The sequence below is a fragment of the Streptomyces sp. NPDC026394 genome (assembly GCF_055567735.1).
Genome location: NZ_JBVHPX010000002.1, coordinates 83,307 through 107,474, shown reverse-complemented (window position 1 = coordinate 107,474; position 24,168 = coordinate 83,307). Strand labels below are relative to the sequence as shown.

Annotated in this window: 20 protein-coding genes; 13 read left to right on the top strand and 7 right to left on the bottom strand. The window is 74.0% G+C overall.

The window, feature by feature from the left end; genetic code table 11:
• Positions 1 to 130 precede the first annotated feature (130 nt).
• The 4 genes from lanKC to ACZ4QV_RS04640 all read left to right on the top strand — a co-directional run bounded on the left by lanKC (position 131) and on the right by ACZ4QV_RS04640 (position 6,669).
• Positions 131 to 2,791, top strand: coding sequence for a class III lanthionine synthetase LanKC (gene lanKC, locus ACZ4QV_RS04655; RefSeq protein WP_467762574.1), 2,661 nt, complete (start codon positions 131 to 133; stop codon positions 2,789 to 2,791).
• 156 nt (positions 2,792 to 2,947) lie between these two features.
• The gene (locus ACZ4QV_RS04650) at positions 2,948 to 3,064 is read left to right on the top strand and encodes a SapB/AmfS family lanthipeptide (RefSeq protein WP_063726143.1); all 117 of its coding nucleotides are present in this window, start codon (positions 2,948 to 2,950) and stop codon (positions 3,062 to 3,064) included.
• Positions 3,065 to 3,182: 118 nt separating this feature from the next.
• Entirely contained in the window at positions 3,183 to 4,889 is a 1,707-nt protein-coding gene (locus ACZ4QV_RS04645) for an ABC transporter ATP-binding protein (protein ID WP_361586728.1), read from the top strand.
• The gene (locus ACZ4QV_RS04640; protein WP_361586731.1) at positions 4,882 to 6,669 is read left to right on the top strand and encodes an ABC transporter ATP-binding protein; all 1,788 of its coding nucleotides are present in this window, start codon (positions 4,882 to 4,884) and stop codon (positions 6,667 to 6,669) included. The genes ACZ4QV_RS04645 and ACZ4QV_RS04640 overlap by 8 nt, the downstream gene beginning before the upstream one ends.
• Before the next feature lie 84 nt (positions 6,670 to 6,753).
• Here the strand turns inward: ACZ4QV_RS04640 and ACZ4QV_RS04635 are convergent, their stop codons facing one another.
• Positions 6,754 to 7,353 carry a response regulator transcription factor gene (locus ACZ4QV_RS04635; RefSeq protein ID WP_467762573.1) on the bottom strand — a complete coding sequence of 200 codons (600 nt, stop codon included), beginning with the start codon at positions 7,351 to 7,353 and terminating at the stop codon, positions 6,754 to 6,756.
• Between the two features lie 196 nt (positions 7,354 to 7,549).
• The gene (locus tag ACZ4QV_RS04630) at positions 7,550 to 8,182 is read right to left on the bottom strand and encodes a TetR family transcriptional regulator (RefSeq protein WP_361586735.1); all 633 of its coding nucleotides are present in this window, start codon (positions 8,180 to 8,182) and stop codon (positions 7,550 to 7,552) included.
• A gap of 283 nt (positions 8,183 to 8,465) precedes the next feature.
• On the opposite strand from ACZ4QV_RS04630, the gene ACZ4QV_RS04625 reads away from it, so the two are divergent.
• From ACZ4QV_RS04625 to ACZ4QV_RS04615, 3 genes are all read left to right on the top strand, one after another.
• Positions 8,466 to 9,878: a glycosyltransferase family 4 protein gene (locus ACZ4QV_RS04625; protein ID WP_361586738.1), complete on the top strand. Its 1,413-nt coding sequence runs from the start codon at positions 8,466 to 8,468 to the stop codon at positions 9,876 to 9,878.
• Between the two features lie 128 nt (positions 9,879 to 10,006).
• Positions 10,007 to 10,798: a class I SAM-dependent methyltransferase gene (locus tag ACZ4QV_RS04620; RefSeq protein ID WP_361143499.1), complete on the top strand. Its 792-nt coding sequence runs from the start codon at positions 10,007 to 10,009 to the stop codon at positions 10,796 to 10,798.
• Positions 10,795 to 11,865 carry a prenyltransferase/squalene oxidase repeat-containing protein gene (locus ACZ4QV_RS04615; RefSeq protein ID WP_361143496.1) on the top strand — a complete coding sequence of 357 codons (1,071 nt, stop codon included), beginning with the start codon at positions 10,795 to 10,797 and terminating at the stop codon, positions 11,863 to 11,865. The genes ACZ4QV_RS04620 and ACZ4QV_RS04615 overlap by 4 nt, the downstream gene beginning before the upstream one ends.
• Positions 11,866 to 11,899: 34 nt before the next feature.
• Here the strand turns inward: ACZ4QV_RS04615 and ACZ4QV_RS04610 are convergent, their stop codons facing one another.
• On the bottom strand, positions 11,900 to 12,199 hold the full coding sequence (locus tag ACZ4QV_RS04610) for a hypothetical protein (protein WP_361143494.1): 300 nt from the start codon (positions 12,197 to 12,199) through the stop codon (positions 11,900 to 11,902).
• Between the two features lie 108 nt (positions 12,200 to 12,307).
• Between ACZ4QV_RS04610 and ACZ4QV_RS04605 the strand changes: the two genes are divergently transcribed.
• Positions 12,308 to 13,111, top strand: coding sequence for a maleylpyruvate isomerase N-terminal domain-containing protein (locus ACZ4QV_RS04605; protein WP_361586743.1), 804 nt, complete (start codon positions 12,308 to 12,310; stop codon positions 13,109 to 13,111).
• Positions 13,112 to 13,357: 246 nt separating this feature from the next.
• On the opposite strand, the gene ACZ4QV_RS04600 is transcribed toward ACZ4QV_RS04605, so the two are convergent.
• The 4 genes from ACZ4QV_RS04600 to ACZ4QV_RS04585 all read right to left on the bottom strand — a co-directional run bounded on the left by ACZ4QV_RS04600 (position 13,358) and on the right by ACZ4QV_RS04585 (position 17,247).
• Entirely contained in the window at positions 13,358 to 14,368 is a 1,011-nt protein-coding gene (locus ACZ4QV_RS04600) for an LLM class F420-dependent oxidoreductase (protein WP_361143488.1), read from the bottom strand.
• Positions 14,369 to 14,548: 180 nt separating this feature from the next.
• Entirely contained in the window at positions 14,549 to 15,406 is an 858-nt protein-coding gene (locus ACZ4QV_RS04595) for a DUF5336 domain-containing protein (protein WP_361143485.1), read from the bottom strand.
• A gap of 176 nt (positions 15,407 to 15,582) precedes the next feature.
• Positions 15,583 to 16,575 (bottom strand): N-acetylmuramoyl-L-alanine amidase, encoded by a 993-nt coding sequence (locus ACZ4QV_RS04590; protein WP_361143482.1) that lies wholly within the window; start codon positions 16,573 to 16,575, stop codon positions 15,583 to 15,585.
• A gap of 21 nt (positions 16,576 to 16,596) precedes the next feature.
• Positions 16,597 to 17,247, bottom strand: a complete 651-nt coding sequence (locus tag ACZ4QV_RS04585; protein WP_361586750.1) for a class I SAM-dependent methyltransferase — start codon at positions 17,245 to 17,247, stop codon at positions 16,597 to 16,599.
• Positions 17,248 to 17,660: 413 nt separating this feature from the next.
• Here ACZ4QV_RS04585 and ACZ4QV_RS04580 point away from each other — a divergent pair, with 413 nt between their 5' ends.
• From ACZ4QV_RS04580 to gcvH, 5 genes are all read left to right on the top strand, one after another.
• Positions 17,661 to 19,925 carry an acyl-CoA dehydrogenase gene (locus ACZ4QV_RS04580; RefSeq protein WP_467762572.1) on the top strand — a complete coding sequence of 755 codons (2,265 nt, stop codon included), beginning with the start codon at positions 17,661 to 17,663 and terminating at the stop codon, positions 19,923 to 19,925.
• A gap of 54 nt (positions 19,926 to 19,979) precedes the next feature.
• Positions 19,980 to 21,176, top strand: coding sequence for a lipid-transfer protein (locus ACZ4QV_RS04575; RefSeq protein WP_361616794.1), 1,197 nt, complete (start codon positions 19,980 to 19,982; stop codon positions 21,174 to 21,176).
• 214 nt (positions 21,177 to 21,390) lie between these two features.
• Positions 21,391 to 22,836: an MFS transporter gene (locus ACZ4QV_RS04570; protein WP_467762571.1), complete on the top strand. Its 1,446-nt coding sequence runs from the start codon at positions 21,391 to 21,393 to the stop codon at positions 22,834 to 22,836.
• Positions 22,829 to 23,629: an SDR family NAD(P)-dependent oxidoreductase gene (locus tag ACZ4QV_RS04565; protein ID WP_361143468.1), complete on the top strand. Its 801-nt coding sequence runs from the start codon at positions 22,829 to 22,831 to the stop codon at positions 23,627 to 23,629. The genes ACZ4QV_RS04570 and ACZ4QV_RS04565 overlap by 8 nt, the downstream gene beginning before the upstream one ends.
• Positions 23,630 to 23,760: 131 nt before the next feature.
• A complete protein-coding gene (gene gcvH / locus ACZ4QV_RS04560) occupies positions 23,761 to 24,156 on the top strand; it encodes a glycine cleavage system protein GcvH (protein ID WP_361143464.1) in 396 nt (131 codons plus the stop codon).
• Positions 24,157 to 24,168: the final 12 nt, after the last annotated feature.

Here is a 24,168-nt window from a genome sequence, read left to right as displayed (position 1 = left end):
AGCCCCGCGCCCACCGGTACGTACCGTCGGTAACTCGTGAACTTCTCACGGTGATCTCGTGACATCTGTGACTGTTAACGCTCCCCGGCGGCGTGGAAATCTCTGTGCCACGCCGCCGAGGGGGGAGACGATGGACAAGCGGTACGAGGTTTACTGTCTCGCCGACAGGTTCTTCTACGAGACCCCGGACCGTCTGTCCGCAGGGACCGCAGCCGCGTCGGGCCACGGCCCCCTGTACGAAGCGGCGCAGCGCGCAGTCCCCGAAGGGTGGCGGTGTTTCCTCTCCGGGGACTGGCTCCACGTGAACCCGGTCGAGGCGGAAGGACAGCCGGGTACCGGACTGCCCCCGCAGGGCTGGAAGATCCACGTCTCGGCCTGTACGGACAACGCCGAGAAGCTGGCGTCCCAGGTGTGGGACTACTGCGTCGCCCGGCGGATACCGTTCAAGTTCGTACCGGGGCCGCGCCCGCTGCACCTGCGCAACTCCAAGTACGCCGACCGCGGTTCGAGCGGCAAGTTCGCCACGATCTATCCGTCGGACGAGCAGCAACTGCACACCGTCCTGCGGGAGCTGGGCGCGCTGCTGGCCGGCGAGCCGGGCCCGTACATCCTCAGCGACCTGCGCTGGCAGGACGGCCCGCTCTACGTGCGGTACGGCGGATTCACCCGGCGCTACTGCGTCGACGAGCACGGCAACCTGGTCGGCGCGATCGAGAACGCCGACGGCAAGCTGGTTCCCGACCGGCGCGAGCCGAGGTTCCACGTGCCGGAGTGGATCGACCTGCCGGACTTCCTCGCCCCGCAGCTCGCCGCCCGCAACTCCACCACCGTCGCCGACCTGCCGTACCAGATCGAGTCGGCACTGCACTTCTCCAACGGCGGCGGCGTCTACCTCGGCCGCGACCGGCGCACCGGCGACAAGGTGGTGCTCAAGGAAGCCCGTCCGCACGCCGGGCTGGCCGCCGACCGCGCCGACGCCGTCACCCGCCTGGAGCGCGAACGGGCCGCCCTGGAGAAGCTGTCCGGGCTCGGCGTCGCGCCGGAGGTCCGCGACTGGTTCACCCTGGACGACCACCGCTTCCTGGTCATGGACTTCCTGGAGGGGCGCACCCTCAACGCGTTCTTCGCCGAGCGGCACCCGCTGATGGGGCCCGCGCCGGAGCCGTCCGCGCTGGCCGACTACACGCGGTGGGCGCTGGGCATCCACGCGGCGGTCGAGGACGTGGTGGCCGCCGTGCACCGCCGCGGCGTCGTCTTCAACGACCTGCACATGTTCAACATCATGGTCGCGCCCGACGAGAGCGGCGTGAAACTCCTGGACTTCGAGGCGGCGGCGGAGGCCGGCGAGGCGCAGCGGCAGACGCTGGCCCACCCGGGCTTCATCGCCCCGGCCGACCGCACCGGCTTCGAGGTCGACCGGTACGCGCTCGCCTGTCTGCGGCTCGCGCTGTTCCTGCCGATGACCACGCTGCTGGTGATCGACCGGGACAAGGCCGCGCACCTCGCCGAGATCGTGGCGCACGAGTTCCCCGACGTACCCGCGGAGTTCCTGGCCGAGGCGGTGGACGTGATCCAGGGGGCCCCGGTCCCCGACGCGGCCGCGCCGGCGACGGCCCCGGACGCGTCCAGGAGCGCTCCGGTGACGGCCCCGCCCGTGAAGCGCCGTACCGGCCCCGCGCCCTACCTCCCCGCCGAGCCCGCCGACTGGCCGCACAGCCGCGACGAGATGGTCGCCGGCATCCTGGCCTCGGCCACCCCCGAACGCACCGACCGGCTCTTCCCCGGCGACATCGCCCAGTTCACGGACGGCGGCGGGCTGGGGATCGCGTACGGCGCCGCCGGCGTCCTGTACGCGCTCGCCGAGACCGGTGCCGGGAGGTACGGGGAAGGCGAGGAGTGGTTGTTGCGGCAGACCGCCCCGCCTCCTCCCGGCACCTCGCTGGGCTTCTACGACGGGCTGTCCGGCGTCGCCTGCGTACTGGACCGGCTGGGCCACCCCGAGCGGGCCATGGAGCTGATGGAGCGGGTCCTCGCCGAGAAGTGGCACCGTCTCGCGCCCGACCTGCACGGCGGCCTGGCCGGCGTCGGCCTGGCCCTCGACCACCTCGCCCGCACCCGCGGCGAACGGGAACTGCGCGACCGGGCCCTGGAGGCCGCCGGGCACACCGCCGACCGGTTGGACGCCTGCGGAAAGCGGGCCGGCCTGCTGCGCGGCGCCAGTGGACCCGCGCTGCTGTTCCTGCGGCTGTACGAGGCCACCGGCGACCCGGGCCTGCTCGACCTCGCGGCCGAGGCGCTCCGGCGCGACCTGGCGCGCTGCGTACGGAACAAGAACGGCACCCTGGTCGTCGACGAGGGCTGGCGGACGCTGCCGTACCTCGGCGCCGGCAGTGTCGGCATCGCGGCGGTGCTGGACGACTACCTGGCGCACCGCGCGGACGAGGAGTTCCAGGAGGCGCGGACCGCCATCCTGCCCGCCGCCCGATCCCGCTTCTACGCGCAGCCCGGCCTCTTCCGCGGCCGCGCGGGATGCGTCCTGCACCTGGCGCGTACGACCACACCGGGTGCCGACCTGGACGGCGCGCTGGCGGCCCAGATCTCCTACCTGGGCTGGTACGCCATGCCCTACCGGAAGCACCTCGCCTTCCCCGGCGACCAGATGATGCGCCTGTCGATGGACCTGGCGACCGGTACGGCGGGCTGCCTGCTGGCCCTCGGTGCCGCGCTGCACGACCGGCCCGTCCAGTTGCCCTTCCTGCCGCCCCCCTCCGCGGAGGCCAGGCGGCCCTAGAGCCGGCCCCGGCCGCAGTGCCGGAGCCGTACCCCGGGTGCCACGGGGAGACCCGTCACCCGGAACCGCAGCAACACCCGCAACACAGCACCACCAGCAACACAGCAACACAGCAACACCAGTACGACTACGTCCCCATAGTGAGAGGAAAATGTCATGGCGCTTCTCGACCTCCAGGCGATGGACGCTCCCGAGCACGGCGGCGGCGGTGGCGGCAGCGAGGCCAGCCTGCTGCTCTGCTGGAGCGAGGCCAGCATCGTCCTGTGTCTCTGACCTGACCGGTCGGACACCGCTGCCGGAATGCCTGAACCGGTAGCCCAGATCCGGGACTTGTGATCCGGACGTGCGTGCGGCCCCTGCGCGGGCCGCACGCACACCCCGTCGAGAGGCTGTGACCGTGACCCCCGCCGACCGGCTGCTGGCCGGCGCCCTGCGCCACAGTGCCCTGCGCGCCACCGCGCTCCTGCTGCTCACCGCCGCATCGGCCGGCCTCGGCCTGGCCCTGCCCGCCGCCCTCGGGCGCACCCTCGACCTGCTGCTCGACCACCGCCCCGCGGCCGGCTGGCTCACCCTCTGCGCGGCCCTGACCTGTCTGATCGTCCTGCTGGACGCTCTCGACGGGCTGCTCACCGGCACCACCGACGCCCGCGGCACCGCCTGGATACGCCGCCGCCTGACCCACCATCTGCTCGCCGCCGGACCGCGCGCCACCGAGCGGTACGGGACCGGCGACCTGGTCACCCGCGTCGTCGGCAACGCCACGCACGCCGGTACCGCGCCCACCGCCCTCGCCGCCTCCGTCGCCGCCGTCATCACGCCGGTCGGCGCGCTGGCCGCCCTCGCGCTGGTGGACGTGTGGACCGCCGTCGCCTTCCTTCTCGGCATGCCGCTGCTGGCCCTCCTGCTGCGCGCGTTCGCGCGCGACACCGGCGACTGCGTCGGGCGGTACCAGGAGAGCCAGGGCGACATGGCCGGACGCCTGGTCGAAGCGGTCGGCGGCGCCCGTACCATCGCCGCCGCCGGCACCCAGCGCCGCGAAGCCGCCCGCATCCTCGCCCCGCTGCCCGGCCTGGCCCGGCACGGGCACCGCATGTGGCACGTCCTGGGACGGTCCACGGCCCAGGCCGCCATGCTCGTACCGCTGCTCCAGATCGCCGTGCTGTGCGTGGCGGGTGTCCGGCTGTCACAGGGCGCGCTGACCGTCGGCGCGCTGCTCGCGGCCTCCCGCTACGCGGCGCTGGCCACCGGCGTCGGCCAGATCGTCGGCCGGCTGAACAGCCTGGTGCACGCCCGCGCCGCCGCCCGGCGCATCGCGGAGGCCCTGGAGGTCCCCGCGATGCCCTACGGGAGGCGGCAGCTCGGCACGGGCGACGGCACGCTGAAGCTGCACGGCGTGACCGTGCGGCGCGGTGACCGCGCCGTGCTGCGCGGCCTGGACCTCACCGTGCCCGGCGGCACCTCGCTCGCCGTCGTCGGCCGCTCCGGCACCGGCAAGTCCGTGCTGGCCGCCGTCGCCGGACGGCTGGCCGACCCCGACTCCGGAATGATCACCCTCGACGACGTACCGCTGCGCGACCTGTCGCACGACGCCCTGCGCCGCGCGGTCGGCTACGCCTTCGAACGCCCGGCGCTCCTCGGCACCACCCTCCGCGACACGCTGACGCTCGGCTCGTACGCCCCCGGGCGCGAGGAGGTGGAGGCCGCCGCCGAAGCCGCCTGCGCCGCGCCGTTCATCCACCGGCTGCCCGACGGCTACGCGACCCCGTGCGCCGACGCCCCGCTGTCCGGCGGCGAGACGCAGCGCCTCGGCCTGGCCCGCGCCTTCGCGCACGCCGAGCGGCTGCTCGTCCTCGACGACGCCACCTCCAGCCTGGACACCGTCACCGAACTGAACGTCACCCGCGCCCTGCTGCACGACGTCAAGGCCGCCACCCGGATGGTCATCGCGCACCGCGCCGCCACCGCCGCCCGCGCCGACCTGGTGGCCTGGCTCGACGACGGGCGGATTCGCGCCCTTGCGCCGCACGCCGAACTGTGGGAGCTGCCCGCGTACCGGGCGCTGTTCGCCTCGGCCCCGAAGGAGCCCGCGCATGTCTGAAGCCCAGCGGCAGGGGGTCGTCCCGGGGGCCCCGCTGCGGCGGTCCGGGCTGCGCTTCCTCAAGCGGCGGCGTACGGTCCTGGCCCGGCTCGCGGGGTGGTCGCTGGTCGAGTCCGGGCAGACGTTCCTGTTCGGGTTCGCGCTCGCGCACGCCATCGACGACGGGTTCCTGCGCGGCAGCCCCGTCGTCGGCGCCGCCTGGCTGGCCGCCGCGGCGGTCTGCGTCGGCGCCGGCGCGTACGGCACGGCCCGGGTCTACGGGGCCGTGGCCGACCTGGTGGAACCGCTGCGCGACACCCTGGTGCGCAAGGTCGTCGCCCGCGGGCTGTACGCCCCGGACGGCGCGGCGGTCTCCCGGCTCACCCACCAGGTCGAGATCGCCCGCGACACCTTCGCCGGACTGGTGCTGGTGTCCCGCTCGTTCGTCTTCGTCACCGCCGGCGCGCTGGTCGGCCTGTGCTCGCTCGCGCCCGTACTCCTGCTGCTGGTGGTGCCGCCGCTGGTGCTCGGCCTGGCGCTGTTCGCCGGGGCGCTGCGGCCGATGGCCCGGCGGCAGGAGACGTTCCTCGCCGCGGACGAGGCCATCGCCACGGAGACCGGTACGGCGGTCGGCGGGCTGCGCGACATCACCGCGGCCGGCGCGGAGCGGACCGTGGCCGCCGCGGCGGGCGAACGCTTCGACGCCGAACTGCGGGCGTCCCGCGCCCTGGCCCGCTGGAGCGTGAGCCGGGTGCTCGCCCTCGGCATCAGCGGCCGGCTGCCCATCGTCCTGCTGCTGCTCGCCGCGCCCTGGCTGCTCGACCGTGGGGTGACGCCCGGCGCGCTGGTGGGCGCCCTCGCGTACCTCACACAGTCGCTGCTGCCCGCGCTGCAGAGCCTGATGCACGGACTCGGTACGGCCGGCACCCGCCTGGGTGTGGTGCTGCGCCGCCTCACCGCCGAACCGGCCACCGGCGCGGCGGACGCCGGGCCGCACCGTACGCCCCGCGACGGGTACGCCGTCGAACTCGCCGGTGTGACCTTCGCGTACGGCCCGCACGCCGACCCGGTCGTGCGCAACCTGGACCTGACCGTGCCGGCCGGCGGGCACCTGGCCGTCGTCGGCCCGAGCGGCATCGGCAAGTCCACCCTCGCCGCGCTGGTCGCGGGCATGCTGGAGCCCGGCAGCGGCGAGGTCCGCCGCCCCGCCACCGCGGACCGGGTGCTCGTACCGCAGGAGGCGTACGTCTTCTCCGGCACCGTACGGGAGAACCTGGCCTACCTGTGTCCCGGCGGCCGGGTCCCGGACGCCGACCTCCTGGCGGCCGCCGCCGAGCTCGGGGCGGGCGCGCTGCTGGCACGCCTGGGTGGGCCGGACGCCATGCTCGTCCCCGCCGAACTGTCCGCGGGGGAGCGCCAGTTGCTCGCGCTGGTGCGCGCCTACCTCGCGCCGGCGTCGCTGGTGGTCCTGGACGAGGCGACCTGCCACCTGGACCCGGAGGCCGAGGCCCGCGCCGAACGTGCCTTCGCGGCCCGGCCCGGCGGCACGCTGATCGTCGTCGCGCACCGCATCAGTTCGGCGCTGCGGGCCGGCCGGGTGCTGGTGATGGACGGTACGCACGTCCGTACGGGACGGCACGGCGAGCTGCTGCGGCGGTCCGCGCTCTACCGCGAGCTGGCGGGCGGGTGGGCCCACGAGGAGCCCCCGGCCGCCGCGCCGACAGGGGGTGCCCGCTGGGCCGGGGCCGGGGCCGCGACGCCTGGCACGGCACCTCGCGGCGTCGCCGAAACGCCCCGATAGCTCCGCTGTCAGGACGCTCCGGCGCCTCGCGACGCACCGCGCCGGACTCCGCGGCGTGTCCGCCCCTGTTCCATCGGGCACCCCCTACAGCCAGCCCTCGCCGCGCGAGATGCGGATGGCGTCGACGCGGTTGCGGGCACCCGTCTTGCGGGTGATGGCGGACATGTAGTTGCGCACGGTCCCGGCCGACAGGTGCAGGACGCCGGCGATCTCGGAGACCGAGGAGCCCTCGGCGGCCAGTGACAGCACGCTCAGTTCCCGGCGGGTCAGCGGGATGTCGGCGGCCTGCAGGAAGCCGAAGCCCAGCGATCCGTCGATGAACCGTTTCCCCGCCGCCACCTGCCGTATCCCGGTGGTCAGCTGCACCGGTGAGGCCTCCTTGTCGACGTATCCGAGGGCCTCCGCCTCGAACGCCCGGCGCAGCGGGCCCGGCCGGTGTGCCGAGCCCAGTACCAGCAGGGCCGGTGATTTCCCCGGGCCTTTCCCTTTCGCGAGTTTGGATAACTTGCGCAATATGCCTGACCCGGTGGGCTCCGGGCTCTCCGCGTCCACCACACAGACGTCGGGGCGCACGGCGCGCACCCGTTCCGCCGCGTCACGGGTGGTGGCGGCGGAGACGTCGATGTCGTTCTCCCGGTCGAGCACCTCTGCCAATGCCCACCGGAACAGACAGATGTCATGCACGAGTAGCACCCGGATCACTGCAGTCCCCCTCCAAGACCCCGCGTACCGGCACCGTTGCGAGTACCCGGAATTCATACCGGCAATGCCGCTGTCATGGACCCGGAGAATTGGCCAAGCGGAGGCGTGGGGGCGCGCGTTGGGGGAGTGCGCGCCCCGAATGCGCCACGTCAGGGGTTACCCGTTCGTAGCCTTTACGTCAGGCGCGGGGCTGCGGCGCGGTGAGGTCGATGAGCCGGCAGACGGTCTCGATGTCGATCTTCACCTGGGCGATCGAGGCGCGCCCGGAGAGCCAGGTGATCAGCGCCGAGTGCCAGGTGTGCTCGATGACCCGGACGGCGGAGAGCTGCTCCGGCGTCGGCGCGCCGTCCAGCCCCATCGCGTCCAGGATGATCGCGGTGGTGAGCCGGGAGACGGTGTCCACCTCCGGGCTGACCGAGCGGTCGGCGAACGTCAGGGCGCGCACCATCGCGTCCGCCAGCTGCGGCTCGCGCTGGAGCGCCCGGAAGGCCCGCATCAGGGTCTGCGCCACCCGGGCGCCCGGCTCCCGCTCCGTCGGCGGGCGCTTGCGCAGCGTCTCGTGCATGTGCCGCAACTGGTCCTGCATGGTCGCCACGAGCAGGTGCACCTTGGAGGGGAAGTACCGGTAGAGGGTGCCGAGCGCCACGTCCGACGACTCGGCGACCTCGCGCATCTGCACGGCGTCGAACCCGCCGCGGCCCGCCAGCCGGGCACTGGCGTGCAGGATGCGGCGGCGCCGGGCCTCCTGACGTGCGGTCAGGGGCGGACTGGGAGGGAGTGCCGCTCCGGCCGCTGTGGAGTCCGTAGTCATATGTCCCATTCCGTGACAGTCCGTCCGCGGTGCGGCGCGTACCGGTCCTGCGATCGGCACAGCATGGCAGGGGCGCAGGTGGTGGCGCGAATCACCTGGTGCGGCTCTTTCCGCCGGGTTTCCGGCCGGTAGATTCGAAGCTCCTTGAACTGATCAGTAGCCTGCCGGCCGCCGTGGCCCGCGGGTGCCGCCGGCCGGCCGCGGCCGAACCGTACTGAAACTTGTTCTAGATTAGCGCCAGCGGTTACGCTCCGGCGAAAGTCCAGCGAGAAGGGGGCCGAGAGTGTCCGCCGAGGCCGTCCAGGCAGCCGCGCAGCACCCCGCCGAGGCCCCCGCCGCCTCCGCCGGGCCGGACGGCGACCGCCCCCTGCGCATCGCCCTGCTGACCTACAAGGGCAACCCGTTCTGCGGTGGTCAGGGCGTCTACGTCCGCCACCTCTCCCGCGAACTGGCCCGCCTCGGCCACACCGTCGAAGTGATCGGCGCCCAGCCGTACCCGGTCCTCGACGACGCGGACACCGTCCGGACGGAGTCCGGGGGCGGCGTCACCCTCACCGAACTGCCCAGCCTCGACCTCTACCGGCAGCCCGACCCCTTCCGCACGCCGAAGCGCGGCGAGTACCGGGACTGGATCGACGCCGTCGAGGTCGGCACCATGTGGACCGGCGGCTTCCCCGAACCGCTCACCTTCTCCCTGCGCGCCCGCCGCCACCTCGCCGCCCGCCGCGGCGACTTCGACGTCGTGCACGACAACCAGACCCTCGGCTACGGCCTGCTCGGCGACCTCGGCGCGCCCCTGGTCACCACCATCCACCACCCCATCACCGTCGACCGGCAGCTCGACCTCGACGCCGCCGACGGCTGGAAGCGGCGCGCCTCGGTCCGCCGCTGGTACGGCTTCACCCGGATGCAGAAGCGCGTCGCCCGCCGCCTGCCGTCGGTGCTGACCGTCTCCGGCTCCTCCCGCCAGGAGATCGTGGACCACCTCGGCGTACGGGACGGCCGGATCCACGTCGTGCACATCGGCGCCGACACCGACCTCTTCTCGCCGGATCCGTCGGTCCCCGAGATCCCCGGCCGCATCGTCACCACCTCCAGCGCCGACGTCCCCCTCAAGGGCCTCGTCCACCTGGTCGAAGCCCTCGCCAAGGTCCGTACCGGCAACCCGCGGGCCCACCTGGTGGTCGTCGGCAAGCGCGCCGACGACGGCCCGGTGGCCGCCGCCATCGCCCGGCACGGCCTCGGCGACGCCATCGAATTCGTCAAGGGCATCAGCGACACCGAACTCGTGGACCTGGTCCGCGGCGCCCAGATCGCCTGCGTCCCGTCCCTCTACGAAGGCTTCTCGCTGCCCGCCGCCGAAGCCATGGCCACCGGTACGCCGCTGCTGGCCACCACCGGCGGCGCCATCCCCGAGGTCGCCGGGCCGGACGGCGAGACCTGTCTGTCCGTACCGCCCGGCGACGCGGACGCGCTGGCCGCCGGGCTGACCCGGCTGCTGGACGACGACCACCTGCGCCGCCGGCTCGGCGCCGCCGGACGCGAACGCGTCCTCGCCCGCTTCACCTGGCGCCAGGCCGCCATCGGCACCGCCGAGCGCTACCGGGAGGCCATCGCCCTGCAGAACCCGCGCGGGCGCGCCGCACGCACCCGCCGCGCCACCGCGTCCGCCCCGGCCCCCGCAGGCCGCGCCTGATGCGGCCCGGACGGGCACCGACCACCACCACCGTCACGACCACCACCGTCACGACCACCGCCAGGACCCGCCGCCGCCGGGCTTAACCCGCCCCGGCTTCCCCCCCCCAGGACGAAAGCAGAGAGCCCTTGCTGACCGTCGACTTTTCCCGATTCCCGCTGGCGCAGGGCGACCGCGTCCTGGACCTGGGCTGTGGCGCGGGCCGGCACGCCTTCGAGTGCTACCGGCGCGGCGCGCAGGTCGTGGCGCTCGACCAGAACGCCGAGGAGATCCGCGAGGTCGCCAAGTGGTTCGCCGCGATGAAGGAGGCCGGGGAGGCCCCCGCGGGCGCCACCGCCACCGCCATGGAGGGCGACGCGCTGGCCCTGCCGTTCCCCGACGAGAGCTTCGACGTCGTCATCATCTCCGAGGTCATGGAGCACATCCCCGACGACAAGGGGGTGCTCGCCGAGATGGTGCGGGTGCTGCGGCCCGGCGGGCGGATCGCGGTGACCGTCCCGCGCTACGGTCCGGAGAAGGTCTGCTGGGCGCTGAGCGACGCGTACCACGAGGTCGAGGGCGGCCACATCCGCATCTACAAGGCCGACGAACTCCTCGGCAAGATGCGCGAGGCGGGCCTGAAGCCGTACGGCACCCACCACGCGCACGGGCTGCACAGCCCCTACTGGTGGCTCAAGTGCGCCTTCGGCGTCGACAACGACCAGGCGCTGCCGGTCAAGGCGTACCACAAGCTGCTGGTCTGGGACATCATGAAGAAGCCGCTGGCCACGCGGATGGCCGAGCAGCTGCTCAACCCGGTCATCGGCAAGAGCTTCGTCGCGTACGCCACCAAGCCGCACCTGCCGGCCCAGGCCGCCGGCCCGACCGCCGGGGACGCCGCCGCTGCTACCGACGCTGCCGCCGCCGGGGCCGCCAAGTGACCACACCAGGACGTACCGAACGCCTGGTCCTGCCCGGAGTGCTGACCGCCGAACAGGCGGCCCGCACGGTCGCCGGCATCCTGGCGGCCCAGCGCGAGGACGGCGCCATCACCTGGTTCCGCGGCCACCACCTCGACCCGTGGGACCACACCGAGGCCGCCATGGCCCTGGACGCGGCCGGTGAGCACGAGCGCGCCGAGGCCGCGTACGACTGGCTGGCCCGGCACCAGAACCCGGACGGCTCCTGGTACGCGGCCTACGCCGACGGGGACGCCGCCGCCCCCACCGACCGCGGCCGCGAGACCAACTTCTGCGCGTACCTCGCCGTCGGCGTCTGGCACCACTACCTGTCCACCGGCGACGACACCTTCGTCGACCGCATGTGGCCCGCCGTGTACGCGGCCATCGAGTTCGTCCTGGAACTCCAGCAGCCCGGCGGCGAGATCGGCTGGAAGCGCGAGGACGACGGCACACCCGTCACCGACGCCCTGCTGACCGGCTCCTCCTCGGTCTACCAGGCCCTGCGCTGCGCCCTCGCCCTCGCCGAACAGCGCGAAGAGCCCCAGCCCGACTGGGAACTGGCCCTCGGGCGGCTCGGCCACGCCGTCCGGCACCACCCCGAACGCTTCCTCGACAAGGCGCGCTACTCCATGGACTGGTACTACCCGGTCCTCGGCGGCGCCCTGCGCGGCACCGCCGCCAAGGACCGCATCGAGTCCGCCTGGGAAGACTTCGTGGTCCCCGGCCTCGGCGTGCGCTGCGTCCTGCCCAACCCGTGGGTCACCGGCGGCGAGAGCGCCGAACTGGCCCTGGCGCTCTGGGCGATGGGCGAGTCCGACCGCGCCGTGCAGATCCTCAAGTGGGTCCAGCACCTGCGCGCCGACAACGGCATGTACTGGACCGGCTACGTCTTCGACGACGACGCGGTCTGGCCCGAGGAGCAGACCTCCTGGACGGCCGGATCGATGTTGCTGGCCGTGGCCGCGCTGGGGGGAGACGAGGCCACCACCGCCGTCTTCGGCGGCGAACGCCTGCCGACGGGGCTGGACCCCGACTGCTGCGCCTGACGGGTACGGAGGGGCGCCCCGGGGCCGCCCCTCCTCACCGCTCGATCCGCCGGATACGGGCGGCCAGCGCGTGCCCGACGAACAGGTACACGAGCGCGGGCAGCCCGTAGTTCAGCAGCGTCCGCAGCCAGTCGGCGTCGAAGGTGAAGAGGTTGTAGGACCAGCCCGCCAGCCACCGCGCCGCGCCCTGGACGAAGTGCACCAGGTCGTTGGCGCGGTTCGCGTCGAGCAGGTACATCGCGATCCACAGGCCGAGGATGACGGCCATGACGTCCGCGACGACGGTGACGGCCGTGGCCGCGTGACTGCTTCCGTACCGGTGTCTCCTGGACATGACCCCCGGGTAGCCGCGCCGACCCGTGATAAACAACTCCCCGCTCCGCGCCCTCCGTTCCACAATAAACGGAGGCATCCACCGCTCTCAGCCGCTACTGTGCGGTCCATGACGACCATGAACGGAACACTCGACCACGACCGCTACTGTGCCGAAGTCCTCGTGGAGGCCGACCGGTTCCGGCAGACCATCCGGGGCGCCGACCTGAAGGCGACCGTACCGACCTGCCCGGACTGGACCCTGGAAGACCTCGTCCGGCACGTCGGTGGCGCCTACCGCTGGGCCGCCATGACCGTACGGACCCGGGCCACCGAGATGGTGGCCTACGAGGCGGTCCCGGAGGGCCGAGGCCCGTCCGCCGACGACCCGGCGGCCCTGGACGCCTGGCTCGACGAAGGCGCACGGCTGGCCGCCGGGGCGATGCGCGAGGCGGGCCCCGACGCGCCGGTCTGGGCCTGGGCCCCGGGGCAGCCCTCCGGCTTCTGGCCCCGCCGGATGACCCACGAGACGATCGTCCACCGGGCGGACGCGGCCGCCACCACGGGCGCCGCCTTCCCCCTCGACCCGGAGGTGGCCGCCGACACCATAGAGGAGTGGTCGCAGCTGATGTGCCTGCTCCCCACCCTCCGGCCCGACCACCCGCTCACCACCCTCCTCGGCGGCGACCGCACCCTCCGCCTGCACGCGACCGACACCCCGCCCGGCGCCCCCGCTGACTGGCTCCTCGACTTCACCGGCACCGCCCCCGCCTACCGCCACTCCACCGAACCGGCCACCACCACCCTCCAGGGCCCCGCCGCCGATCTCCTCCGCGTCTACTACCGCCGCCTCCCGGTCGACACACCGGGCATCGAGGTCACGGGGGACCGGGCGTTCCTGGAGGAGTGGCTGGGGATGGCGGTGTTCGGCTGATGTGACGGGCGCTGGCCGCCTCGTGTCAGGCGGTGTGCGGGACGAAGGACAGTGACATCTCGTCCGAGTCGACGGACAGATCGAGCTGCGCATCGAGGGCGCCCGTCAGCCGGCGCAGCGACGGCAGCGTCGGCACGGTGCCGCCCCCTCGATCCGCTCGGTCTCGTCCTCGGCGAGCCCTGTCCGGCGGGTCGGCTGACCCACCGACAACCCGATTCACCCGCTCGTGTGTGGCGTGCGGTGGGGTCAGCCGTTCAGCTCCGCCAGTACCCGCAGTGTCTTCAGGTCGGGGGCCGTGACGAGGAGGTCCGTCACCGGGCCCTCGCGCCAGGCGGTGAGGCGGTCGGCCAGGCGGGGGCGGGGGCCGACGAGGGAGATGTCGTCGGCGAAGGTGTCGGGGACGGCGTGGACGGCCTCGTCGCGGCGGCCCTGGAGGAAGAGGTCCTGGACGCGGTGGGCCGCTTCCTCGTGGCCCATGCGGGACATCAGGTCCGCGTGGAAGTTGCGGGAGGCGTGGCCCATGCCGCCGATGTAGAAGGCGAGCATGGCCTTGACCGGGAGCAGGCCCTCGGCCACGTCGTCGCAGAGCCGGGCGCGGGCCATCGGGGCGACGAGGAAGCCCTCAGGGGCGTCGGCGAGGGACGCCTCGTAGGCGTCGGTGCGGTACGGGGACCAGTACAGCGGGAGCCAGCCGTCGGCGATGCGCGTGGTCTGGGCGATGTTCTTGGGGCCCTCGGCACCGAGGAGGACGGGGAGGCCGGAGCGGCGGGGGTGGGTGATGGGCTTGAGGGGCTTGCCGAGGCCGGTGCTGTCGGGGCCGCGGTAGGGGAGCGGGTGGAAGCGGCCGTCGAGGGTGACCGGGGCCTCCCGGCGCAGCACCTGGCGGACGATGTCCACGTATTCGCGGGTGGCGGTGAGCGGACTCGCGGGGAACGGGCGGCCGTACCAGCCCTCGACCACCTGCGGCCCCGAGAGGCCGAGTCCGAGCAGCATCCGGCCGCCGGACAGGTGGTCCAGGGTGAGGGCCTGCATCGCGGTGGCGGTGGGGGTGCGGGCGGCCATCTGGGCGATGGCGGTGCCCAGCCTGACCCGGGTGGTGCGGGCGGCGATCCAGGTGAGGGTGGTGAAGGCGTCGGAACCCCAGGCTTCCGCGGTCCACACGGAGTCGTAGCCCAGCCGTTCGGCCTCCTGGGCGAGCTCGACGTGCCGGGGGTCGGGGCCGCGGCCCCAGTAGCCGAGTGCCAGGCCGAGTCGCATGATGAGCCCCTTCTGGGACGGACTGGGAGGGACACGGAGCCAGGTGACGGGTGGTCAGGTCCGGTGGGCGGTCGGAGCACTGTATGAGGGGCGAGGGGCGAAAGGAAGGGCGGATACGGCGACGGCCCCTCACCCGGAAGGAACGGGGGAGGGGCCGTGCGGTGCGGGCGGCGGCCGGTGTCAGCCGCGCTGGATGCCGGTCGTGTCCTGGAGGACGCCGCGGCGCCCGTCCTGCGTCTGCGCGATGAGCGCCTGGCCCCGCTGGTCCACGGCGAGGTACCACGTACCGGGCGCCAGTTCGGCGATCGGCGTGGGCGCGCCGTCCTCGCCGTACAGCGGGCGCGCCACCGGCACCGCGAACCAGAACGGCGCGAAGTCCGCGGCGGGCGCGGGCTGCTGCGCGGCGGCCGGGGAGGGCTGCTGCCCGCCGTACGACTGCGGGCCGGGCTGGGCCTGCCCCGGCTGCGGCTGGCCCTGGCCGGGCTGCTGGACGCCCGGGTAGCCGTACCCGCCGTGGCCCGGCTGCTGCTGGTGGGCGCCGGGGTAGCCGTACCCCTGGCCCGGAGCGGCGCCGTACGGGGACGGGGTCTGCGGCCGCGGGGCCGGGACGAGGCCGGCCTTCAGGGCCGGTACCAGCGGGGTGGCCACGGCCGCGGCGGCCAGGACGAGCGCGGCGATCAGGCCGAGGATCAGGCCGGCGCCCGCGCCACTGCTGTTGACCGTCGTCCAGAAGGCGAACCAGGCGACGAACACGGTCCACGCGACGCCGAACTGCCCGAGGTCGAGCCCCGCGACCTTCAGCGGCTGCGGCAGGGCGCGGGCCACCACGATCAGGGCGGCGGCGATCACGCCGGCCAGGAACATGCCCATCAGCAGGGACAGCGAGTCCCAGGCGTTCGTGGACGTGATCTTCGGGCAGAAGCTGCCGGTGCAGTCGGATCCGTCGTACGAGCTGATGTCGAGAAACGAGGCGATGAACAGCAACACCGCTGCTCCGATCACCACGCCGTCGCCTCTAGTGAGGGAGCGGATGTTCACGTAAGGGTCCTTTGTCGGTTCCGGTGTTCTGGTCTTCGCTGTCGCTGCCGTAAGCGCTGGTGGGCGCGTGGCGAGGCACGGGGTGGCCCCCCATCGTAAGGGGGAACCTACCGCCGGATCCTGTGGGCCGTCTTGTCGGTATCGGTCAGGTATCGAGTCGGTATCGGCGTCGGCCGCTACCGGGTCAGGAACCCCGTAATGCCCTCGGCGATCCCGCGGGCCGCCTTTTCCCGCCATTGCGGATCGGTCAATTGCGCGGCGTCCTTCGGATCGCGCATATTGCCGCACTCCAGGAACACCTTGGGAATGCTGGAGAGGTTGAGGCCGCCGAGGTCGGACCGGACGACCAACCCGGTCCCGCCGCCCAGGTAATTGGCGGGCGCGCTCCCGGTGGCCGCCACGAAGCGGCCCGCCAGCCGTTCGCCGAGCTGCCGGGACGGGCCGACGATGGCGGAGGTGTCCGCCGCGCCCGCGGTGACCCGCGCGGGCAGGATCACGTGGAAGCCGCGGTTGCCGTCGCCCGCCCCGTCGGCGTGCACGGACACCGCGGCGTCGGCCTTCGCCTCGTTCCCGGCGCGGGCCCGCTCGTCGACGCACGGGCCGTACGGGCGGTCGCCGTCCTGGGTGAAGACGACCTTCGCGCCCTCCGCCTGGAGGAGGGTACGGGCGCGGCGCGCCACGTCGAGGGTGAAGGACGCCTCGGCGTAGCCGTCGTTGGTGGAGGTGCCGGTGGTGTCGCACTCCTTGCGGGCGTTGCCGACGTCCACCTGGCGGGCGATCTCGCGGGTGTGGTCGCGGTTGTGGGGGTTGTGGCCGGGGTCGAGGAGGACGACCTTGCCCTGGAGCCGGGCTCCGGCGCGGCCGCCGGGCCCGGCCTGGTCCCCCTTGCCGTCCCGGTCTCCGTCCGTTCCGTCGCCGCCGTCCGTTCTGTCCGCTCCGCCGTCGCCGGGGGTGCCGTCCTCGCCGTGTGCGCCGTCCGTGCCGGGCCGGCCGTCGGGGGAGGCCGGGCTCGCGGCGGGCAGGGCCTTGGGCGGCTTGTCGCCGCCGTGCCCGCTCGCGGACCGCCAGATCAGCCAGCCCGCCGCGCAGGCGGCCAGCAGTGCGGCCAGGACGACGACGAGGGTGCCGCCGAAACGGCGGCGCGGGGGGAATGTACTGCCGTTCGTCACATCGCGATCGTAGTGGCGGGGTCAGTGCCCTTCGCCGGTACGACGCAGTACGTGCAGCGATCCGTGCACCGACATTTCGGTGAAGGCGCCGGATTCCAGGGCGCGCCGGTAGACGCGGTACGGGGCCTGGCCGCCGTCCGCCGGGTCGGCGAAGACGTCGTGGATGACGAGCAGCCCGCCGGGCGCGACGTGCGGCGCCCAGCCCTCGTAGTCGGCGGTGGCGTGCTCGTCGGTGTGGCCGCCGTCGATGAAGACCAGGCCGGCGGGGGTGTTCCAGAGCGCGGCGACCTGCGGGGAGCGGCCCACCAGGGCGACGACGTGGTCCTCCAGCCCGGCCGCGTACAGCGTGCGGCGGAAGGCGGGCAGGGTGTCCATCAGGCCCACCTCGGGGTCGACCACGGTCGGGTCGTGGTACTCCCAGCCGGGCTGCTGCTCCTCGCTGCCGCGGTGGTGGTCGACGGTGACGGCCGTCACGCCCGCCGCGCGCGCGGCGTCGGCGAGCAGAATCGTGGAGCGCCCGCAATAGGTGCCGACCTCGACGAGCGGCATCCCCAGTGCCGCGGCCTCACCGGCGGCTTCGTAAAGGGCCAGTCCTTCGTCGACCGGCATGAACCCTTTTGCCGCCTCGAATGCGGCGAGTATCTCCGGCTTGGGGGTGTTCGCGGCGGCCATGGGGATTCCTCCTCGGTCGTACGGTCACCGGAGTACGGCGGTGACTCATAACGACGGATCGTACGTGCCGGTAATGCGCGGGACGGTCGGGTGGGCGGGCGTTCGGTGGCGCGCCGGGGAAGACGGGTGGCGGGGTGGCGGGACGGTGGGGAATGGGGCGGTGAATTCCGGAGTACGGGAATGCGGAGGTGTTGCAGGCCGCGGGGAATCCGGTGGTGCGGGAGTTCGGCGGCCGGGTGGTGCCGGGTGCCGTGCGGCCGCTGGTGCCGTGCGGCGGTGGCGCTGCCCGGACGGCGGCGCCGTACGGCCGGCCGTACGGCCCGAGGCAGGGCCGACCGGCCCACCCGGGACGGGCCCTTCCCGTGCCCGATCTGACCTACCGTCAGTTTGCAACGTGTTCTAGTCTGCCCGGCATGGGCATCGGAATCACACCGGAGCAAGGGGAGCTGGCCGAGGCGGTACGGGGCTGGGCGGCCCGGGCCGTGCCTCCGGAGGAGGTGCGCAAGCTGCTCGACGCCGGGCCCGGCCGGCGCGGGCGCCCCGCGTACTGGGACGGGCTCGCCGAGATGGGCCTGCTCGGGCCGCACCTGCCGGCGGAGTGCGGCGGTGGCGGCGGCGAACTGCTCGACCTCGCCGTCGTGTTGGAGGAGGCCGGCCGTGCCACGCTGCCCGGCCCGTACCTGCCCAGCGTGCTCACCTCCGAGCTGCTGCTGCGCGGCGGCGCCCCCGACCTGGCGCGCGCACTGGCCACCGGTGAACGCATCGGTGCCGTCGCACTCGGCGCGGGCACGCTCCGCGCGGCCGGGACGGCGGGCGGGTATGTGCTGGACGGCACCGCCCCGCCCGTCCTCGGCGGCGGCGACGCCGACCTGATCGTCCTGGCGGCGGAACCGGCGGAACCGGCGGAACCGGCGGCATCGGCGGAAGCGTCGGCACCGGCCGGTCCCCCGGACGCGGTCGCCCCGCCGCCCCGCACCCTCTGGCTCGCCGTCGACGCCGACACGCTCTCCGTACAGGTGCCGTCCGCCGCCGACCCGACCCGCCCCGCCGCGCGCGTGTCGGCCGAGGGCGTCACGGTCCCGGCCGCCCGGGTGCTGGACATCGACTCCGCCCTCGTACGGGACCTGGCCGCGACGCTGTTCGCGGCCGAGGCGTGCGGTACGGCGGACCGGGCCCTGCACACCGCCGCCGAGCACGCCCGCGTACGCGAGCAGTTCGGGCGGCCGATCGGCCAGTTCCAGGCGGTCAAGCACCTCTGCGCGGACATGCTCGTACGCGTCGAGCAGGCCCGCGCCCTGGCGTGGGACGCGGCGCGCGCGGCGGACGAGGCCCTGCCGGTCCGTGGCATGGTCGCCGCGCTGGCCGCCGCCACCGCCCTGGACGCCGCCTTCTCCTGCGCCAAGGACTGCATCCAGATCCTCGGCGGCATCGGCTTCACCTGGGAGCACGACGCGCACCTGTACCTGCGGCGGGCGACCGTGGCCCGCCAACTGCTGGGCGCCGGCGCGGAGCACCGGCTGCGGGCGGCCGGGTACGGCGCCGGAGGCGCCCGGCGCGAGCTGCGCACGGACCTGCCGGCGGAGCGGTCGCGGGAGGCGGCCCGGTACCGCGAGCAGGCCCGTGCGGTGATCGCGAAGGTGCACGGCCTGGACCCCGGAGCCGTACGGCGCGAGCTGGCGCCCACCGGGTACGCGGCGCCGCATCTGCCCGCCCCGTACGGTCTGGGCGCCGGCCCTGTACAGCAACTGGCCGTCCAGCGGGAACTGCGGGACGCGGGGGTCCGGGTCAGCGACCTGGGGATCGCCACCTGGGTGGTGCCCTCCCTGATCACCTACGGGACGCCGGAGCAGAAGGAGCGCCACCTGCTGCCGACGCTCCGCGGCGACCGGCTGTGGTGCCAGCTCTTCTCCGAGCCGGAGGCCGGGTCCGACCTGGCGGCCCTGCGGACCCGGGCCGAGCGGGTGGACGGGGGCTGGCGGGTCAACGGCCAGAAGGTGTGGACGTCGGCGGCCCAGTGGGCGGGGTACGGCATCCTGCTCGCCCGGACGTCCCCGGAGGCGCCGAAGCACCAGGGCCTGACCTTCTTCCTGGTCGACATGTCGGCACCCGGCATCGAGGTGCGGCCGCTGCGGGAGATCACCGGTGACGCGCTCTTCAGCGAGGTGTACTTCGACGACGTCCTGCTGCCGGCCGACGCGGTGGTGGGCGAGGTGGACGACGGCTGGAAGGTGGCCCGGCACACCCTCGGCAACGAGCGCGTCCACATGGCCGACCAGGTGACCTTCGGCACCGGCCTGGAGGCGCTGATCGAGCGGACCGCAGGGCTGGACGGCGCGGTCCGCGAGCGGGTGGGCGCGCTGGCCGCCGAGGCGCACGCGCTGGCCTGCATCGGGCTGCGCACCACCCTCCAGCAGGTGGCGGGCCGGGAACCGGGCGCCGGTGCCAGCATCCGCAAGCTGGTGCAGACCGCGCACCAGCAGAAGGTCGCCGAGCTGGCCCTCGAACTCCTCGGCCCGGAGGGCGCGACGGGCGAGGGCGAAGCGGAACGCGCCCTGCACGGCTTCCTGATGTCGCGCTGCCTGACGATCGCGGGCGGTACGACGCAGGTGCAGCTCAACGTCGTCGCGGAGCGGCTGCTCGGCCTGCCCAGGGACCCGGAGCCGCGCCCGCTGATCTGAGCCCGGGTGCCCGGACACCAGGGCCCCGGGGACGCTCCGAGGAGGAGGACGGACATGGCCGGCAAGGCGTACATCATCGGCGTGGGGATGACGAGGTTCGAGAAGCCGGAAACCCGCGACCGGCAGTACTGGGGCATGGCCGGGGAAGCGTGCGGCACGGCCCTCGCCGACGCGGGAATTCCGTACAGCGCCGTGGAACAGGCATCGGTCGGCTACTGCTACCAGGCGTCCACGGCCGGCCAGCGCGCCGTCTACGAACTGGGCCTGACCGGCATCCCCGTCTACAACGTCAACAACAACTGCGCGACCGGCGCCACCGCGCTGATGATGGCCCGGCAGTTCGTGGCCTCCGGCCTCAACGACTGCGTACTGGCCCTCGGCTTCGAGAAGATGAAACGCGGCGCGCTCGGCGGCGGCGCGGACAGCGGTGACTTCGCGGCCTCCCCGGTGGCCCGCCACTACGGCGTGATGGCCGCGGCCCACGGCTTCGGGACGACCCCGCCCACCGCCCAGATCTTCGGCAACGCCGCACGCGAGCACATGGACCGGTACGGCACCACCGAACGGCAGCTCGCCGCGGTCGGCGCCAAGAACCACCGGCACTCGGCGGACAACCCGAACGCCCAGTTCCAGGACGTGTACACGATCGAGGAGATCCTCGCCGCCCGGACCGTCCACCGGCCGCTGACCAAGCTCCAGTGCTCACCGACCTCGGACGGCTCGGCCGCCGTCGTCGTCGCCTCCGAACGGTTCGTCCGCGAACACGGCCTGGCCGGCCGGGCGGTGGAGATCGCCGGGCAGGCCATGACGACGGACACGCGGGACAGCTTCGCCTCCGGGTCCTGCATCGACGTCGTCGGCCGCCCGATGTCCCGGGCGGCCGCCCGGCAGGCGTACGAGGCGAGCGGCCTCGGCATCGAGGACGTGGACGTGATCGAGCTGCACGACTGCTTCTCGGTCAACGAACTGCTGACGTACGAGGCGCTCGGCATGTGCGCCGACGGCGGGTCCGGCAAGCTGGCCGAGGACGGTGCCACGGCCCACGGCGGCCGGTGGGTGGTCAACCCGTCCGGCGGCCTCATCTCCAAGGGCCACCCGCTCGGCGCAACCGGCCTGGCCCAGGCCGCCGAGCTGGTGTGGCAGCTACGCGGAACGGCGGGCGCCCGTCAGGTGCCCGGCGCGCGCGTCGGCCTCGCGCACAACATCGGGCTGGGCGGCGCGGCGGTGGTCACGTTGCTGCGGAAGGGGTGAGGGCCCGGCCGGCCGTGGCGGGGGCGGCCGGGGCCGCCGGGGCGCCGACGCCCGCGTACCGCCGCGCCCGGCCCGGGGCCTCCGGTCCGGCCCCGCGACCTTCGGCCCGGACCAGGTGACCTTCGCCCCGGCCCTGCGTCCTTCGTCCTGGTCCCGCCGACCGGCCACTTCCGGTCCGATAATCCGATGCCACTGACGCGTGTCAGGTGCAACTATGGAGACCATGCCCCCGACAGCCACCCCCGCCACGCTGCCCGGAAACGCCCGCCGCACCCCGCCCGTCTGGCTGGTGACGCTGCTGGTCTGTGCCGGGCAGTTCCTCGTCGTCCTCGATGTCTCGGTCGTCAATGTCGCGCTGCCGAGCATGCGCGCCGGCCTCGGGCTCAGCGAGCTGGGACTGCAATGGGTGGTCAACGCCTACGTGATCACCTTCGCCGGGTTCATGCTGCTCGGCGGCCGGGTGGCCGACCTCTTCGGGCGCAAGCGGATATTCGTCGTGGGGCTCACCCTCTTCACCGTCGCCAGCCTGGCGGGCGGCCTGGCGCAGGAGCCGTGGCAGCTGATCGCGGCCCGTGCGGTCCAGGGCGTCGGCGCCGCGGTGCTCTCCCCGGCCACGCTCACCATCCTGACCACCGCGTTCCCCGCGGGCCCGGCCCGGACCCGGGCCATCGCCACCTGGACCGCGGTCGGCGCGGGCGGCGGCGCCGTCGGCGGCCTGGTCGGCGGTGTGCTGACGGAGTACCTCACCTGGCGCTGGGTGCTGCTGATCAACGTGCCGGTCGGCGCGCTCGTGCTGGCCGGGGCGCTGCTCTGGCTCACCGAGAGCCGGCGCGGCGAGGGACGGCGGCTCGACGTCCCGGGCGCCCTGCTGGTGACGGCGGGCCTGGCCCTGGTGGCGTACGGCATCGTGCAGACCGAGTCGGACGGCTGGACCTCCGCGAGCGCGCTGCTGCCGCTCGCCGCCGGTCTGCTGGTACTCCTCGCCTTCGTGGCCGTCGAAGCCCGTACGAAGGCGCCGCTGATGCCGCTCACGCTCTTCCGGCTGCGCTCGGTGTACGCGGCGAACGGCGCCATGGTGCTGGCCGGCGCCGCGATGTTCTCCATGTGGTACTTCCTCTCCCTCTACGTGCAGAACGTCCTCGGCTACACGCCCCTCGAAGCCGGCCTCTCCTTCATCCCGCACTCGCTGAGCATCGTGCTGGGCTCCAAGATCGCGCCGCGTCTGATGAACCGGGCGGGCGCCAAGACGCTGGCCGTCGCGGGCGCGCTGATCTCCGCCGCGGGCATGTTCTGGCAGGGGCAGATGGACGCCGACGGCACCTACCTCGGCACACTGCTCGGCCCCGGCGTCCTGATGGCCTTCGGCGCGGGCCTGACCGCCACCCCGATCGCCTCCATCGCCACCTCCGGCGCCGCGGTCTCCGACCAGGGCCTGGTCTCCGGCCTGATCAACACCTCGCGGCAGATGGGCGGCGCGCTCGGCCTGTCGATCCTGTCCACGGTCGCCGCCACCCGCATCGCGGCGGGCCACGGCGGCCGGGCCGCGATGGCCGGCGGATACGGCCTCGCCTTCCAGGTCGGCACGGTCATCCTGCTGGCGAGCGTGCTCCTGATGGTCCTCGCCCTGCCCCGTCGACCCGAGGACGCCCACCATGACTGAGCCCGCACCCGCACCCGCGCCCGTCCCCGAGTTCCCCGCCACCGGCCGTCGCGTCCTGGTCAGCGGCGCCTCGCGCGGCCTCGGCCGGGCCGTCGCCCACGCCTTCGCCGAGAACGGCGACCGGGTCGCGGTGCACTACGGATCGCGGCGCGCGGACGCCGAGCGGACCCTCGCGGAGCTGCCCGGCAGCGGCCATGTGCTGCTCGGCGCCGACCTGACCGACCCGTCCGGTGCCGCCGCGCTGACCGGGGCGGCCGTCGAGGCGCTCGGCGGCCTCGACGTCCTGGTCAACAACGCCGCCGTCAACACCCCGCACCCGCCCGCCAGTACCCCGTACGACGCGTGGGCCGCCGCCTGGCGGCAGCACGTCACCGTCAACCTGCTCGGCACGGCCCACCTCAGCCACGGCGCGGCCCAGGCGATGATCGCGCAGGGCACCGGCGGCCGGATCGTCAACGTCGGCTCCCGCGGGGCCTTCCGCGGTGAGCCCGACCACCCCGCCTACGGCGCCACCAAGGCCGCCGTGCACGCCCTCGGCCAGTCGCTGGCCGTCGCCCTCGCCCCGTACGGCATCGCGGTGGCCTCCGTCGCCCCCGGCTTCATCGACACGGAGCGGGTCGCCCACCGCCTGACCGGCGCCGAGGGCGCGGCGATCCGCACCCAGAGCCCGTTCGGCCGCGTCGCCGTCCCGGAGGAGGTCGCGGCCGCCGTACGGTGGCTGGCGTCCCCGGAGGCGCAGTGGAGCTCGGGCGCGGTGCTGGACCTGAACGGGGCGTCGTACCTGCGGACGTGACCGGCCGCACCCGGGTACGTGCCCGCGCGTACCCGCGAAGGTGCCCGCCCGCCCCGGGCCCCGGCCGCCGGACGTCCCTTCCCCCGCCGGAAGCCTTCCCTCCGCCCGGGGGCGGTGGCACCGTCCGCGGCATGGCGAACATCCCCGCGGATCTTTCGTACACCAAGGACCACGAGTGGGTCCGGGTCAGAGGCGATCAGGTCACCGTCGGCATCACCGACCACGCGCAGCGGCAGTTGGGCGACATCGTCTATGCCGAACTGCCCAAGCAGGGCGAGCGGTTCGAGGCGGGTGACGCGTTCGGCTCGCTGGAGTCGGTCAAGGCCGTCACCGAGGTCTACGTACCGCTGACCGGCACGGTCCTCGTGGTCAACGACACCGTCAACGACGCCCCTGAGCAGATCAACGACGAGCCGTACGGCGGGGGCTGGCTGGCCGTCCTGCGCCTGTCCCGGCCCGCCGAACTCGACGGCCTGCTGGACGCCAAGGGGTACGAGAGCTACCTCCAGGAGGGCACGGGGAGCTGACGGCCCGGCGCG

What these genes read in the sequence shown, in the direction of transcription:
- ACZ4QV_RS04630 (WP_361586735.1), bottom strand. Translation starts at nt 8,182, where the DNA reads ATGACTACGGACTCCACAGCGGCCGGAGCGGCACTCCCTCCCAGTCCG.
- ACZ4QV_RS04575 (WP_361616794.1), top strand. Translation starts at nt 19,980, where the DNA reads ATGGCCGGCAAGGCGTACATCATCGGCGTGGGGATGACGAGGTTCGAG.
- ACZ4QV_RS04605 (WP_361586743.1), top strand. Translation starts at nt 12,308, where the DNA reads ATGACGACCATGAACGGAACACTCGACCACGACCGCTACTGTGCCGAA.
- ACZ4QV_RS04580 (WP_467762572.1), top strand. Translation starts at nt 17,661, where the DNA reads ATGGGCATCGGAATCACACCGGAGCAAGGGGAGCTGGCCGAGGCGGTA.
- lanKC (WP_467762574.1), top strand. Translation starts at nt 131, where the DNA reads ATGGACAAGCGGTACGAGGTTTACTGTCTCGCCGACAGGTTCTTCTAC.
- ACZ4QV_RS04600 (WP_361143488.1), bottom strand. Translation starts at nt 14,368, where the DNA reads ATGCGACTCGGCCTGGCACTCGGCTACTGGGGCCGCGGCCCCGACCCC.
- ACZ4QV_RS04565 (WP_361143468.1), top strand. Translation starts at nt 22,829, where the DNA reads ATGACTGAGCCCGCACCCGCACCCGCGCCCGTCCCCGAGTTCCCCGCC.
- ACZ4QV_RS04585 (WP_361586750.1), bottom strand. Translation starts at nt 17,247, where the DNA reads ATGGCCGCCGCGAACACCCCCAAGCCGGAGATACTCGCCGCATTCGAG.
- ACZ4QV_RS04650 (WP_063726143.1), top strand. Translation starts at nt 2,948, where the DNA reads ATGGCGCTTCTCGACCTCCAGGCGATGGACGCTCCCGAGCACGGCGGC.
- gcvH (WP_361143464.1), top strand. Translation starts at nt 23,761, where the DNA reads ATGGCGAACATCCCCGCGGATCTTTCGTACACCAAGGACCACGAGTGG.
- ACZ4QV_RS04570 (WP_467762571.1), top strand. Translation starts at nt 21,391, where the DNA reads ATGGAGACCATGCCCCCGACAGCCACCCCCGCCACGCTGCCCGGAAAC.
- ACZ4QV_RS04640 (WP_361586731.1), top strand. Translation starts at nt 4,882, where the DNA reads ATGTCTGAAGCCCAGCGGCAGGGGGTCGTCCCGGGGGCCCCGCTGCGG.
- ACZ4QV_RS04610 (WP_361143494.1), bottom strand. Translation starts at nt 12,199, where the DNA reads ATGTCCAGGAGACACCGGTACGGAAGCAGTCACGCGGCCACGGCCGTC.